Origin of the sequence: Paenibacillus sp. 1A_MP2 (assembly GCF_052244825.1) — a bacterium.
In the GTDB taxonomy this organism is placed as follows: Bacteria; Bacillota; Bacilli; order Paenibacillales; family Paenibacillaceae; genus Paenibacillus; species Paenibacillus vandeheii.
Window position 1 is genome coordinate 739,770 of sequence record NZ_JBQQCS010000001.1, and the last position, 14,803, is coordinate 754,572.

10 protein-coding genes and 2 pseudogenes are annotated in these 14,803 nt (G+C 48.4%); all 12 read left to right on the top strand.

Annotated elements, in window-relative coordinates; all coding sequences use genetic code 11:
- Positions 1-37 precede the first annotated feature (37 nt).
- A complete protein-coding gene (locus ACTWJ7_RS03830; protein ID WP_301880389.1) occupies positions 38-1,357 on the top strand; it encodes an extracellular solute-binding protein in 1,320 nt (439 codons plus the stop codon).
- A 30-nt stretch (positions 1,358-1,387) separates the two neighbouring features.
- Positions 1,388-2,269 (top strand): carbohydrate ABC transporter permease, encoded by an 882-nt coding sequence (locus ACTWJ7_RS03835; protein WP_024629821.1) that lies wholly within the window; start codon positions 1,388-1,390, stop codon positions 2,267-2,269.
- 45 nt (positions 2,270-2,314) lie between these two features.
- Positions 2,315-3,187: a carbohydrate ABC transporter permease gene (locus ACTWJ7_RS03840; RefSeq protein WP_443146337.1), complete on the top strand. Its 873-nt coding sequence runs from the start codon at positions 2,315-2,317 to the stop codon at positions 3,185-3,187.
- 430 nt (positions 3,188-3,617) lie between these two features.
- Positions 3,618-5,027, top strand: a complete 1,410-nt coding sequence (locus ACTWJ7_RS03845; protein ID WP_079347964.1) for an MATE family efflux transporter — start codon at positions 3,618-3,620, stop codon at positions 5,025-5,027.
- Between the two features lie 237 nt (positions 5,028-5,264).
- Positions 5,265-6,161 (top strand): helix-turn-helix transcriptional regulator, encoded by an 897-nt coding sequence (locus ACTWJ7_RS03850; RefSeq protein ID WP_079347962.1) that lies wholly within the window; start codon positions 5,265-5,267, stop codon positions 6,159-6,161.
- A gap of 86 nt (positions 6,162-6,247) precedes the next feature.
- Positions 6,248-7,087: an Rpn family recombination-promoting nuclease/putative transposase gene (locus ACTWJ7_RS03855; protein WP_301880387.1), complete on the top strand. Its 840-nt coding sequence runs from the start codon at positions 6,248-6,250 to the stop codon at positions 7,085-7,087.
- Between the two features lie 221 nt (positions 7,088-7,308).
- A pseudogene (locus ACTWJ7_RS03860) lies at positions 7,309-8,017 on the top strand (response regulator transcription factor).
- Positions 8,014-9,519 (top strand): sensor histidine kinase, encoded by a 1,506-nt coding sequence (locus ACTWJ7_RS03865; RefSeq protein ID WP_301880383.1) that lies wholly within the window; start codon positions 8,014-8,016, stop codon positions 9,517-9,519. Before ACTWJ7_RS03860 ends, ACTWJ7_RS03865 begins: the two are co-directional and overlap by 4 nt.
- A gap of 63 nt (positions 9,520-9,582) precedes the next feature.
- Positions 9,583-10,683, top strand: coding sequence for a hypothetical protein (locus tag ACTWJ7_RS03870; RefSeq protein WP_443145138.1), 1,101 nt, complete (start codon positions 9,583-9,585; stop codon positions 10,681-10,683).
- Positions 10,684-10,881: 198 nt separating this feature from the next.
- Positions 10,882-11,717 (top strand): annotated as a pseudogene (locus ACTWJ7_RS03875) (LysR family transcriptional regulator).
- Between the two features lie 438 nt (positions 11,718-12,155).
- Positions 12,156-13,283: a M20 family metallopeptidase gene (locus ACTWJ7_RS03880; RefSeq protein ID WP_443145139.1), complete on the top strand. Its 1,128-nt coding sequence runs from the start codon at positions 12,156-12,158 to the stop codon at positions 13,281-13,283.
- 4 nt (positions 13,284-13,287) lie between these two features.
- Entirely contained in the window at positions 13,288-14,712 is a 1,425-nt protein-coding gene (locus ACTWJ7_RS03885) for a YfcC family protein (RefSeq protein ID WP_301880381.1), read from the top strand.
- Positions 14,713-14,803 lie beyond the last annotated feature (91 nt).

A 14,803-nucleotide genomic window follows, 5' to 3' on the forward strand; every position in this document is an offset into this window, starting at 1 on the left:
TACATCAACCGAAAAACGAATACAGGGGGTTGGGAAAATGAATAAAAAGCCCATAGCAATGCTTCTGACATTGACGCTTATCCTCACCATATTTTTAACCGGATGCAGCAGTTCGGATTCCGATGAAAAGGGTGAAGCAAGCGGTAGCGGGTCCGATGGAAAGGTGACCCTCAAGTTTATGCACCTCTGGCCAGCGGGCAGTTCAGCACAGCAGAACAAGCTGGTTAACGACATCATCAAGCAGTATCAGACTGATAACCCGAACGTAACGATCAAGCAGGAAGTACTGGAGAATGAGCAATATAAAAACAAGCTTAAAATTTTATCCGCTTCCAATGAACTTCCCGATGTAGGGGTAACCTGGGCCGCGGGATTTCTCGAGCCTTACGTAAAGGGGAACCTGTTCGCGCCGGTGGATGACCTTCTGAGTGGTCCACTTGAAGGCAAGTTCATTGCCGGAACGACCGAAGCGTATGCCGTAGAGGGCAAAACCTACGCGCTCCCCATTGAGTTGAATATATCTCCGATCTACTATAATAAGGCCATCTTCGCCAAGTATAATTTGCAACCGCCAACAACATATGATGAGTTCCTGAATGTGGTGAAAACGCTGACAGATAATGGGGAGGTCCCCATTGCTCTTGGCAACAAGGACCGCTGGACCGGCTCGCTCTGGTATATGTATCTGGCGAATCGTCTGGGCGGGGATGCACTGGAAAAGGCTATCCAGGGCACGGGCAAGTTTGATGATCCCGCACTGATCAATGCCGCTACTGAAGTACAGAAGCTGGTGGACATGAACGCGTTCAACAAGGGCTTCAACGGTTTGTCCAACGATGAAGGCAAATCGGAATTCATGAATGAGAAGGCAGCCATGTATCTGATGGGCACCTGGGAACTGCCGAACTATACAACCAACCCGGATGTACCACAGGAGTTCAAGGATAAGATTGGATTCTTTAAATTCCCGACGATGGAGGACGGCAAAAGCGATATTAACAGCTGGGTCGGCGGTCCAGGTGTAGGTCTGTTCGTTGCACAGAACTCCAAGGTGAAGGATGAAGCGCAGAAATTCGTGCAATATTTCGTGGAAAAATGGGGTGAGAGCTCCGTAACTGAGGCGGGCGTTATTCCGGCAACAAAAGTGGATACTGCGGAAGTCCAACTGCCGCAGCTCTATACTGACCTGCTGAACGAATTGAATCAGGCCAGCAGCCTGACACTGTTCGCGGATGTACAGATGAAACCAGCGGCAGCTCAGGTCCATCTGGACATGATTCAGGCCCTGTTTGGAAAAGCAGTGACTCCAGAGGAGTTTGTGAAGAATCATCAGGCAGCCATTGATAAAGGCAATTAACGGTACAACGCACAAAGGGAGGATATTCTGATGGACAAAGTCATGTCCAACCGTTTAGTCGCTGCGTTGTACGTGCTTCCCGCGCTGCTGCTGTTATTGGTCCTGATCTATGTACCGATCGTTCTGACCGGATATTACGGATTGATGCAGTGGGACGGGATTGGCGCAATGACCTTTATCGGTTTAGAAAATTACACACGATTGCTTCACGACGCAACGTTCTGGCAGAGTGCCTATCATACTTTTTTGCTGGCGCTGTTCTCCGCACTGAGTCTAATCGGCTATCTTGCGATTGCACTTGTGCTGTCAGGCAAAATCAAGGGAGCCAACCTGTTTCGCAAAATATATCTTATTCCGATGCTGCTGTCATCGGTGGCTATAGCCCAGCTATGGCTGAAGATTTATCATCCAAGCAATGGCGTGCTTAACTCCTTTCTGGAAGGAATCGGGATTGCCAATCCGCCAGCCTGGCTGGCGGAGCCATCGCTGGTGTTGTATGCGCTGTTCGTGCCGATCTTGTGGCAGTATGCCGGATTTTATATTTTGATTTATTATGCTGCGCTTAAAAATATCCCGGAATCGCTGGTGGAAGCCGCCCGGATTGATGGAGCGAACCCTTGGCAAATTGCTTTTCGCATCAAGCTGCCCCTGATCACGGAAGTGATCAAAGTGACGATTGTGCTGGCAGTTGTCGGCTCGCTGAAATACTTTGATCTGATCTATGTGATGACGGATGGTGGGCCGAATGGCTCCAGTGAAGTAATGGCCTCTTACATGTATCATCAGGCTTTCCGGGGATTCGACTTTGGTTATGGAAGTGCTGTCGGTTTCTTCCTGTTGGTCATCTGTCTGGTCGTCACCTGGCTGTTACGGAAAGCTACGGCATCCAAGGACACCATTCAGTACTCTTGATACAAGTGAAATGAAAGGAGGTCCATCCCTGTGAAGACGGAAACCGTGGTTCGGTTGCCAGCCTATCCGGGAACAGGCCCGGGCTCGACATTGCTGAGAAGGATCGGATATTTTCTGCTCTACAGCCTGTTGATTCTGGTCGCATTGCTGCAGATTCTGCCCTTGATTTGGCTGATGCTGTTCTCGCTGAAAAATAATCAGGAAGTATTTGATATGGCTCCGTTCGCCCTCCCCGCAACGCCGCGATGGGAGAATTATTTGAAAGTGTGGACGGAAGGCAACATCAGTTTATATTTCTTCAATAGCGTCTGGATTACGGTTGTGTCTGTCGTGTTTACCGTGTTGTTCGCGAGTCTGGTTACCTTTGCTATCACTCGTATGCGCTGGAAAGGACGTTCACTGGTGTTGGGGTTGTTCATGGTAGGTCTGATGATCCCTGTGCATTCAACGCTGATCCCGCTGTTTAGTCTGTTCCTGAAGCTTCATCTTACGGATCATCCATTGTCAGTCATTCTGTCCTACATCGCGTTTAACATGCCGATCACCATCATGATTTTGCTCGGCTTCTATTACGCCCTTCCACGGGAAGTCGAGGAAGCCGCCGTGATGGACGGATGCTCGGTCCATCGGATTTTCTTCCGTATCGTCTTGCCGATGACCGCTTCGGTGATCGCTACGACGGCGATTATCAACATGATTTATGACTGGAACGAGTTTATTTTCGTGAATACGTTCATCAGCACAGACTCGTATAAGACTCTGACCGTTGGGGTACAGAACTTTATTGGGCAGTACACCACGGATTGGGGCGCGATTGGTGCAACGCTGATGATCAGCATTCTGCCTATCCTGATCGCTTTCCTCGTCCTGAGCAATCGAATCGTGGAAGGCATCGCTGCCGGATCGGTAAAAGGTTGAACCTATGTATGTGATATGAGTCAATGGCTACCTTAACCCGTGAACCCTTATATTTCCCAATCAAAGAGGGAGGTGTAAGGGTTTTTGCTCATCACCCTGGGGCTAGATAAATTGAACCAAACTTTTACACGATAACGGAGAGGACAGAAATAACCAGAAGAAGCGGAGCGTTCGCCTTTATCCCCAGATTTTCTCCTTTGAAAAAGGAAATCAAAAAAATCTGGGGGTAACAGCGATCGGAAGGTTGTTCTGGCATCGGAGTAGCAAGTGTAAATAATCTTTAGTTCAATTCATATAAATGAAAGATTTGAAAATACCTATTATTGGAATTTCAAAAAACTTTCAAGTTTTTTCGCAAAACTACTGCATTTTCAAACTACCTGTGCTAACATACCCTAAGAATTAAAGCCCACACGGGAAAGGTGAGAAAATGACAGCAATATCCTCAACCCAAGAGTCCCTGCGTTCGGATGCCAAGGATCTGAATCTGATTCGGCTAACATGGCCTATCTTCCTGGAACTCTTCTTGTTTATGTTGATGGGGAGCGTGGATACGTTCATGCTCAGTTCGGTGTCCGATAATGCAGTATCCGGGGTCGGAGCAGCCAACCAGATTATTTCCATTGCGATTCTTGTGCTGGAAGTCATTGGACATGGCGCTGCGATTGTTGTGGCACAATATATTGGTTCGAAGAAGTTGAGTGAGGCGGCACAGGTCACGGGTAATGCGATTACACTGAATCTGATTGTCGGACTGATCCTGAGCGGAGGCTTTCTTCTGTTCGGAGGACATCTGTTGACACTGCTGCATATTCAAGGTGAAATATACGATTTTGCCCGTTCTTATATAAGTATCGTGGGAGGCGGGATCTTCCTTCAGGCTCTCATTAATGCGCTGGCCGCGACGATTCGTACACATGGTTACACCAAAGAAACGATGTATGTTTCCGTTCTGATGAACGTGATTCACGTCATTGGTAACTACGCCCTTATTTTTGGCCATTTTGGCCTGCCGAAGCTTGGTGTGGAAGGGGCAGCGATCTCCACAGTCGGCAGCCGTTTGATCTGTTTGATCATTTTCTTCTGGCTGCTCTATCGCGTCATGGAAGTCAGAGTGGAGTTTGGTTATTACATCAACCTGTCGAAGAAGTTTATTGGAAAAATATTGCGAATTGGGATTCCGTCTGCGATGGAATCCATGGTATATCATTCCTGCCAGCTCGTGTTCACGCTGTATGTGACCTATCTGGGCGCAGAAGCCATGGCAACCAAGCAGTATGCGGGTAATATCTCCAGCTATATCTACTTGTTCAGCATGGCGATTGGTATGGGGACATCGATCATTGTGGGCCGGCTTGTGGGTGCGCGGCGCAAAGACGATGCGTACAAACGTGTTTTTAACAGTGTGAAATGGGCCCTTCTGGCTACGGTTATCATTGATGTGATCATCATTCTGTTCCGCGTACCGCTGATGAGCATATTTACGGATAATCCGGAAATTATCAAGCTGGGGGCTCAAGTGATTCTGCTCAGTCTTTTGCTCGAAACCGGACGTACCTGCAATATTGTGATAATTGGTTCCCTGCGTGCGGCAGGGGATGCAAAGTTCCCGGTATACATGGGTCTGATCTCCATGGTCTGCATGAGTCTGCCTCTGGGGTACCTGCTCATATTCAAACTTCATCTGGGGCTCGCTGGTGTGTGGCTTGCCATTGCGGCTGATGAGTGGACCCGTGCGGTCATTATGTACTTCCGCTGGAAGAGTAGAGCTTGGGAGAAACATGAACTGGTGGAGCATGATGACGAAGAGGTTGGTGCACAGCCGGTACCGGCTGTCTGACGAAGAATGTTGTGCGAATAGATAAATGAACCTGTTGTAGATCAATGGAGTGCCTCTACAGGAGCCACGGAGCAACAGTTTCCCAGGAGAGTCAATTACGGAAAGGATTTAATCCGTGATTGGCTCTCTTTGCATTTCCGGCAGAGGTCAGCAGAAGTGAGAGTATAGCAAAAATGATCAAAACGGCGATGACATCATTCACGTATAGTAAGGATATGGAAGGGGGCTTTACCTCAGTTGAGCCGTTACCGTGCAATGATTCAGCAAAGTTTGTTCTATATTGAAACCCATCTGCATGAGGAGATCGGGCTGGAAGAAGTGGCGTCCAAGGCGTTGTTGTCGCCGTATCACTACCACCGGGTTTTCCGTAATGAGGTTGGCATGACCGTGGTGGATTATATTCGAAACCGTCGGATGAGTCTGGCGTCCACGGCCCTGCGATCGACGGATGCAGGTATTCTGGACATCTCCCTGGCTTGTGGATTTGAGAGTCAGGAAGCCTTCACCCGCGCATTCCGCAAATTATATGGCATGCCACCAGGACGTTTTCGCAAATTGTTCGATCTGAAATTATTCGAAGGAAGAACCAGAGGAGGAGAATTACAGATGAATCAGACGTCAACGATTACAGGCTGGATGTTAACCGGAAGTCATCCGCAAAACTATGAGATAGGTATTGATCCTGCCGAAGTGCATCAGGGGAAAGCTTCAGGTTATCTGAAAGCTGTTACGCCGATGGATAGCAATGAGTTTGCCACAATGATGCAGCAGTTCAGGGCAGATAATTATGTAGGCAAGCGGATGAAGTTATCCGGTTTTGTGAAGACCGAACGTGTTGAAGCATTCTGTGGATTATGGATGCGAGTGGATAACAATGCCCATGACGTGCTTCAATTCGATAATATGCACGATCGGCCGATTACGGGCACGCAACCGTGGAATCAGTACAATATTGTATTGGATGTGCCGAAGGACAGTGCGGTTATCTCATTCGGGGTTATTTTGAACGGCAAAGGAAAAGTGTGGGTGGATAGTTTCCGGTTCGAAGAGGTTGATCCGAATACACCGTTGACTCATATGGAGACGGAGTATGAGATGTCGGACGAGCCAATGAATTTGTCTTTCGAGGAGTGATTAGATATGGACGCAGGTTCAATGTTAAGCTGAAGGAAGTATGGGAATTATGATATAATGCTGGTGAAGAATGGAGCTGATGCTGGATGACGGATTTGCTCGATCCACGAGTGGATTTTGTATTCAAACGTATTTTTGGAAGTGAGCAAAGTAAAGATGTTTTGTTAGCCTTCCTTAACAGCACGTTTATTGAAACCGGTGAGTCGCCTCTTACGGAAATTACACTTATTAACACGTTTACGGACAAAGATAGTCCGGAAGATAAACAATCCATTTTGGATATCAAAGCGCGTACGGTGGAAGGCAAGTTAATCAACATTGAGATGCAGCTGTTTAATCCGTATAATATGGAAAAAAGAACGCTATTCTACTGGAGCGAAATGTACTCTCACCAGATCAAGAAGGGTGAAAATTATAATCTTTTGAAAAAATGCGTGACGATCAATATTTTAAATTACTCATGTCTGGACAATGAACGATATCACAATGTTTTTCATTTACGTGAAGATCATACAGGTATTGGTTTGACAGATGATATAGAAATTCATGTAATGGAATTGACCAAACTGGATCAACACCCTGTCCCTATGGACAAGGGCGGACTGGTGAACTGGCTTTTATTCTTAAAAGGAATTGATCCATCAAACTGGGAGGTGCTGGCGATGAATGAACCGATGCTAAAGAAGGCAATGGACACGCTGGAATTTCTGAGTCAGGACGCGGCTACGAGAATGGCATATGATGCACGGATGAAAGCGCTAAGCGATGAAAAGTCGATGATAGAAGGTGCACGTGCTGAAGGAGAAGCCAAAGGGAAAAGAGAAATGGCTCGTGAGCTTCTTGCACTTGGCGTAGACATGTCTGCTGTGGTGAAAGCCTCCGGGCTCTCCGCAGAGGAAATCAAAAAACTGCTGCCCAAGCAGTAACTGAAACTAAATCAACACGATCCAGAGCTGATCCAAATACGGATTGGCTCTTTTTGTTGCGTTTAGGGTATACAAAAAGTAGAGCGAAGTCCACGCTGAGAAGAGGATACAGGCTTTTTCCCTATAAATCCCGTTGTTCTCGATAGCTAATCAGGTCATACCTTGTTAACATAGATCCAAAGAATACTATAAATTCATGACATATATAGAGGATGATTCCGATGAATAAAAAAGTGCTGGTCGTGGATGACGAATCAAGTATCGTCAGTGCCATTGCTTACGCGCTGCGGCGCGAAGGATATGAAGTAGAGACAGCCAATGATGGTGAGGAAGCGCTGGTCAAGGTGGGGTCATTCCATCCCCAGGTCATGATTCTGGATGTGATGATGCCCAAGCTGGACGGATACGGCGTATGCCGCAGGCTGGAGGACCGGGAAGATATCGGGATTATTTTGCTGACCGTCAAAAATGATATCGTGGATAAGATCGTCGGCCTGGAAATGGGCGCGGATGATTATATGACCAAACCGTTTGAGATCCGCGAACTACTCGCCCGAGTAAAGGCGCTGATGCGGCGCGTGGAAAAAGCAGCCCATCTCCTGACGATCCTAAGAATCAGGCCATTGTCAATGGAACACTACGCATCCATATCGCTCACCGCACGGTCATGGTGAATGAGGAGAAGCTTGATCTGACACCAAAAGAGTTCGACTTACTCACCATTCTGATGTCCAATCCTGAGCGTGTATATACGCGGGATGATCTGCTGGACCGGGTGTGGGGCATGGAATATGCCGGGGCACACGCACGGTGGATATTCATATTCAGCGCCTGCGCAAAAAAATCGGCGATACCGACCAGCAAAAATTGCAGACGGTATATGGAATTGGCTATAAAGCATCAGCCCCTGATCCAGGCATTTCGGTATGAGAGTCAGTATAAAACTGAAGTTCAGCGTCTTTCTGGCGGCGCTGCTGATCCTGACCGTGGTTGTACTCAGTTCCCTTGTATTACGCGGAATTGAGCGCAACCAGCAGACACAGATTGAGACCATTCTGTCCCAGCAGACCCGTTTGGTCAATCTGAATGTGCGGCAGTCTTATTATACCGAGTCTGTTCGTCTGGAGCAGGAGGTTTTTTTACAGCAAAATGGCCGCAGGCTGGCTCAGGAGCTAGCGAGCTCCACAGGTTTGCCCATCGCGCTTTATGATATGAAGGGGCAGCAGGTCGGTTCATCCATTGCGTCTGAGGAAAGTGCTGATATCAAAGAGACGCTAAGCTATGCGCTGCAAAATAAAATTGCTTATCACGAACAGGGGGATACGCTGCTGTATGCTGCGCCCCTGGATGGACCGGATGGGCAGATGGGTGCTGTGCGTATGCAATATCCGGTTCAGAGCTATCATGAGTTCTATGCTCGTATCCTTCAGCTGTTCATGTGGGCGGGTATTGCCGTGGTTGGGCTTAGCTTCATTCTGGGATACCTCTTCTACAATCGTTTTGCCGTCGCCATAACTCGCTTGAAGAAGTCCGCTGATTCCATCCGTGAGGGACATTATATTGCCGAATCGCCTGTGAGACGCAAGGATGAATTAGGTGAGCTGGGACAGGGCATTTATTATATGAGCACATCCATTCAGCAGAATATTGAAGCCATGCATGATGAGCAGCAGAAGCTCCAGCTCGCGATTGAGAAGCTCCAGGTACTGGAGCAGCAGCAGAAACAATATATCGGGAATATTAGCCATGAGTTCAAAACGCCGCTTACAGCGATCAAGGCGTATGTGGAACTGCTGGACATGTATAAGGATGATCCGCAATTGCTGGATGATGCCACGAACAACATCGGCAAAGAAACCGAGCGGTTATACGAAATGGTTGAAAAGGTTCTTCATCTGTCTGCTCTGGAAAAATATGATTTTGAGAATCAGGCGGAGGATGTGGAGGTACGCGCTTTGCTGGAGGACGCCTGTGGCCGAATGCGGGGCAAAGCCGAGAAGTTTGCGCTCACGATGGAGCTGGACCTGCAGCCTGCGATCATTCGCAGTGATCGGGAGAGCCTGATGCATATTTTCATTAACCTGCTGGATAATGCCATTAAATATAACGTGCCGGGAGGTGTCATCCGTGTACGAAATGAACTGCGAATGCAGGAGCGGCAAGCGGTTATTCGCATCTTTAACTCGGGTACGCCGATCCCGGAAGAGGCGCAGGAGAAAATCTTTGAACCCTTTTACACCGTCAACAAAGACAGGGCCAGAAAAACCGGGGGAACCGGGCTGGGACTATCACTCGTCAAGCAATTTGTAGAGAAGCAGGGCGGTACGATTACATTGCTGTCTAACGATCCGAAGCATAAGGAAGGAACGACGTTCCAGTTGATTTTTCCTCTGGCGGATTCGAGTTTACAAGTTGGAAACAAGTCTGAATAACTTTGGAAGTATGCGTTGTGTATGCTTGGTCTATAGAAAGCAATCAGGAGGGACCATGATGAATTGGAAACAGGCGGCTATGGGCACACTCGGGGCAATCGTCCTATTGTCGGCAACAGCATGCGGGGAACAACGGAGCCAGGGGGCAATATACAGAACGGGAAATCAGGCACGGATATTACGGTGAAGGATAATACAAATACGTCGGTGTACCAGAGCTTTAAGCTGGAGAAAATCGATAAACTGCCGAATATGCGCGGGGTAGCGTGGCTAAGCAATGACTGGATTTTGTCGGATAAAGTAAACGAGTCCATGAAGCCTGTCACTGTAGAGGGTGAGAAACGTTATCCGCATAACTTATACATGTATGATTTGACGAAGGGCACCGATTCACCTGTAAAAGAAAGTGAAGTAAGTCTGGGCTCACCACTCGTGTCCCCGGATAGTCAGTATATTTTCTACAGAGAACCAGAGGAATCGACAGGCAAAGGTTTCATTCTGAATCTGAACAACGGGGAAGTGATACCGGCTGGTCAGGACGACGGTTTTGTATTCGAAGGTGCATGGCTGGATAAGGAGCATGTCGTTTTCCCAAACATGAATGGGGATATCGTATCAGCGAGTGTGGATGGAACGACGAAAGTGCTGGTCAAGACGGGGAACTTCAATGTAAGGAGCGTCCGCGTTTCGGGGAATGTGATTTACTACATCACAGGCACGGACGGGCAGCTGAACGCCTACGATACGAAGACCGGTGAAGAGAAGCAGGTGCTAAAAAGTGTGGAATGGGTGATTCCATCCAATGATGGTTCAAGACTGGCAATTGTGAAAAAAACAGCCGATACCAAACGGGCGCTGGTGCTGACCGATCTCGATGGAAATGAGAAAGCCACACTCGCCAGAGGCACGCAAATTTTCGGTACGAGTTGGTCTGGTGACGATTCCAAAATCGCCTATACAATCAATTCGGAGAGTGATGATGAGAAGGGGCTGTTCGTCTCCAATACGGAATCGGCGGAGCAGTTCCAGATCTCGGCTGATATGGATAACGCATCTGATCCGCTGAGCTGGAGTCCGGAAGGCAACCGGATTTTGCTGTCACAGTCCGTGCAGGAAAATGAATCCTACCACTTTGTTACCTCGGTCATTACGATTTCGCAGTAAACATCATTGAACAGAAGCAGATCAGCAGAGCGAGCCTGACTCATAAGGAGTTGGGCTTTTTCTGTACCTTTAACGCAGGTGTTCTGGGTTATACTGAGGAGACGAGAAGTGAAGGGGGACATGATCATGGATGAAAAAGACTGCCGTTTGCTGTTGAGCATTTCGGAAGAGAGTAGTCTGACCAAGGCTGCGGAGCGCATGTTTATGACCCAGCCGGCTTTGACATACCGTTTGCAGCAATTGGAGAAGGCATTTGGCGTACCACTCATCGATAAAACGTTAAAAGGTGCCAGATTTACTCCCGAAGGAGAGCATCTTGCAAGCTATGCTCGTAAAATGCTCCATGAGCTTAATCAAGTCAAGGAACAGCTGTCGAACATTCGTAATGAGGTTAAGGGAACGCTGCGCCTCGGGATTGCCAATCATTATTCATTGTACAAGCTTCCTCCGTTGTTAAAGCAGTTCAAGGAGCTGTACCCTGAGGTTCAGTTTGCGGTAACCTGTGCTCTGAGTGTAGAGGTTATGGAATTGTTGATGCGGGATGAAATTCAGGTGGGTGTCATTCGGGGGAGCATCCATGGTATGAAGGGAAACATCTGCTGCACGATGAACCAGTCTGCATTGTATCCCGTGAACCCATTGACTTGGACCAGCTTCCAGAGCTTCCGCAAATTGCATTTCAGGAACCCTTGACGAAAACAGGCGGTTCTCCCGTGAGCCCATTCCGAGAAGGCGTAGCGGCCTGGTGGTATGAGCGCTATGAATGTGCACCAACCGTAGCGATGCGTGTAGACAGCTATGAGACCTGCAAGGAGATGGTGCGGTATGGCCTTGGCTATGCGATTATCCCGGGCATCTTCGTGTCAGCTTCGGATGGCCTCCATCAGCAGGAACTGATCCGTCGAAACGGACAGGCAGTGAGGCGGAATACGTGGCTTGTGTATAAGGAAGGTGTGCTGCAGCAGGCAACGGTGGGCCGCTTTGTAGACTTGATGAGAACGGCAGGGACACAGCATGTTGTGGAGGGTGGTTAGATACAGGCATAGTTAGTAGATGCATTGATTTATGCATAATTATCCGTTATTTTCTCCTCGCAAAAGGCACCTTACTGTTCTTGGACAGTATCAATCTCGTGACGAATACCCATTTGGACGATGTACATATATTCAAAATGTTTAAATACGTAGTCTTATTTTATGTGCAAATAAACCAGTGATTTACTGACATCTGATGATATCCATATGTTAATTTCAAGCAAGCCCATAAAATTTTTTATGGGCTATTCCTTAATTTTTTTGAATTTACTTATGGCTCGGTCACACATACAATATATCCAATCTGATTGTATATTTATTCGATTAAGTTGAATATAGAAATGCTGTATTTGAAGAAAGGCGGCAAAATAATATGTATCCTGACCCTGCTCATATGAAGCAAAAGATCAAAGAAACCGTAGATCGGCTGGACCCGACTTGCGGGAATTATCCCTGCGTATTCACGCTAACCCTGAGCTTAGCTTTCAGGAAGTCCAAGCCCAACAATGGTTAACCGAGCCGCTGGAAGCAGCCGGATTTCAGGTGGAAAAAGGTATATCCGGCCTTGATACCTCGTTCCGCGCTGTATGGGAAGGCCAACCTGGCGGACCCACGATTGCACTGCTCGCCGAGTATGATGCGCTGCCTCGCATCGGACATGCCTGCGGACACAATCTGATCGGAGCCTCTGCTGTAGGTGCAGCACTGGCGCTCAAGGAAGCATGCCCTGATCTTCCGGGACGTATCATCGTTCTTGGCACACCGGCAGAGGAAGAAGGCGGCGGCAAAATCATTATGGTGAACGATGGCGTATTCGATGAGATCGATGCCGTCATGATGTGTCACCCGCAGCAAAAAACGATGGTACTGAGAGGTGCGCTGGCTTGTGTGGATGCAACCTTTACGTTCCACGGTAAACAGGCTCATGCAGCCTCGTCTCCTGAGAAAGGCATTAGTGCACTGGATGCCTTGGTCAATGCGTATGCGGGAATTAACTCGCTGCGTCCGTATTTAAAGGATGATGTTCGGGTGAACGGGATTATCACCAAGGGTGGGGATGCGCCAAATGTGGTGCCTGAGCTGGCTGAAGCTGTATATATCATCCGGGCGAAGACCGTCGAAGAGCTGAAAGTCGTCATGGACAAAGTATATCGTGTCGTACGCCATGCTGCGGAAGGTGTTGGAGCTGCGGTAGATATTACGGAAGGCCTCATCTATGCTGAGCGAAATAATAACAAGGCTCTGGCAGGTCTGTTCCAGCAAAATTTGGAGGACATGGGCATTGAAGTGCATGATCCACCGCAAACGGGCGGTGTCGGTTCATCGGATATTGGTAACGTAAGCCAAATCACTGCCGCGATCCATCCGTATATTCGTTTAGGTGACGCGACAACACACACGCCTGAATTTGCCCGGCTTGCCGGAGCAGAGGAAGGCATGATCGAGCTGAACCGTGCTGCGAAGGCACTTGCACTTACGGCGTTCGATCTGTACGCAGACAAGGCAGCATTGCAGCAGGTACGGGATGAGTTTGAAGCGTGGAAACAACAGAAGGGCGAGGGATGATGAATTGGAAAACATAACAAAACAACCACAACAACGGCGCAAATGGTTCAAGATGCCTCACACCTTCGTCATTTTGTTCATTTTGGTACTGGTCGCTACGGTTCTTACCTACATCATTCCCGCCGGAGAATTCGATCGTGTGAAGGATGAAACCACAGGCAAATCATTGCTTGTCCCGGGTTCGTACCATCATGTAGAAGCCAATCCAACGGGATTATGGGATATTCCCAAGTCCATTGTTCGCGGACTGGTGGATTCCGCTGACGTTGTATTCTTTATTTTTATCATCGGCGGAGCGTTTCAGATCATTACGAGCACCGGCACGATTGAAGCTCTAACAGGCCGGGTAGCCCGTTCGTTCTCGAATAAGGGGTTATGGGTCATCCCGGTGTTTATTACCTTGTTCTCTGTGGGCGGGTTCACGATGGGCATGTCCACAGAGGTGATGGTCTTTGTACCGATAGGTATCGCCATCGCGCGTGCGCTGGGGTATGACGCTCTGACCGGTACGGCGATGATCTCATTGGGAGCCTCATGTGGTTTTACCGCCGGACTGCTTAATCCGTTCAACGTAGGACTGGCTCAGGCTATTGCAGAAGTTCCGATTTTCTCGGGCATGTGGCTGCGCGCAATTATTCTGGTGTGTCTTATCGCCGTTACCAGTATCTATATTATGCGTTATGCGTCCAAAGTGAAATCTGATCCCACCCGCGGTTTGGTGCACGAACTGGAGCAGGAGCAGGCAGCAGATGCGCCTGCGGTAGATCTGAACAAGCTGCCAACGATTCGCATCACACATATTCTGACCATCATTACCATTGTAGCCGGATTTGCCCTGTTGATCTGGGGTGTATCGAAAGAAGGCTGGTGGATGGAGGAGCTGGCGGCTCTATTCCTGAGCATGGGTGTGATCGCTGGTCTTGTCTCCGGGTTCGGTCCTAGTCGGATTGCAAGTGAATTCGTCAAGGGGGCAAGCGGCATTGCCTATGGAGCCTTTATCATCGGTCTGGCAAGAGGCATTATGGTTGTACTTGACCAGGGGAACGTGATTGATTCCGTTGTATACGGAATGTCTACGCTGGTTGGCGAGCTGCCATCATCCGTTCAGGTGCTGGGCATGTACTTCTTCCAAAATGTGATGAACGTGTTCATCACATCGGGTACAGGCATGGCCGTGACTACGATGCCAATTATGGTTCCATTATCGGATCTGCTCGGGGTTACCCGTCAGACTGCCGTACTGGCTTTCCAGTTCGGAGACGGATTCACCAACATGATTCTGCCAACGTCTTCTGCCTTGATGGGAAGTCTCGCGGTATCTGGCATTCCGTATCAGAAATGGGTTAGATTTTTCTGGCCGTTGATGGTGATGTGGATTGCTATGGGAATCGTATTTATGCTTATCGCCAATGCCATTCAGTATTCTTAAAAAGCAAAAAGCCTGTGTTCTTGCGCAGCTCCCTCAAACTGCTATGTACAGTTTCGAGAGGCTGCTGTTAGAACACAGGCTCTTTTATTTT

What these genes read in the sequence shown, in the direction of transcription:
- ACTWJ7_RS03835 (WP_024629821.1), top strand. Translation starts at nt 1,388, where the DNA reads ATGGACAAAGTCATGTCCAACCGTTTAGTCGCTGCGTTGTACGTGCTT.
- ACTWJ7_RS03865 (WP_301880383.1), top strand. Translation starts at nt 8,014, where the DNA reads ATGAGAGTCAGTATAAAACTGAAGTTCAGCGTCTTTCTGGCGGCGCTG.
- ACTWJ7_RS03855 (WP_301880387.1), top strand. Translation starts at nt 6,248, where the DNA reads ATGACGGATTTGCTCGATCCACGAGTGGATTTTGTATTCAAACGTATT.
- ACTWJ7_RS03830 (WP_301880389.1), top strand. Translation starts at nt 38, where the DNA reads ATGAATAAAAAGCCCATAGCAATGCTTCTGACATTGACGCTTATCCTC.
- ACTWJ7_RS03845 (WP_079347964.1), top strand. Translation starts at nt 3,618, where the DNA reads ATGACAGCAATATCCTCAACCCAAGAGTCCCTGCGTTCGGATGCCAAG.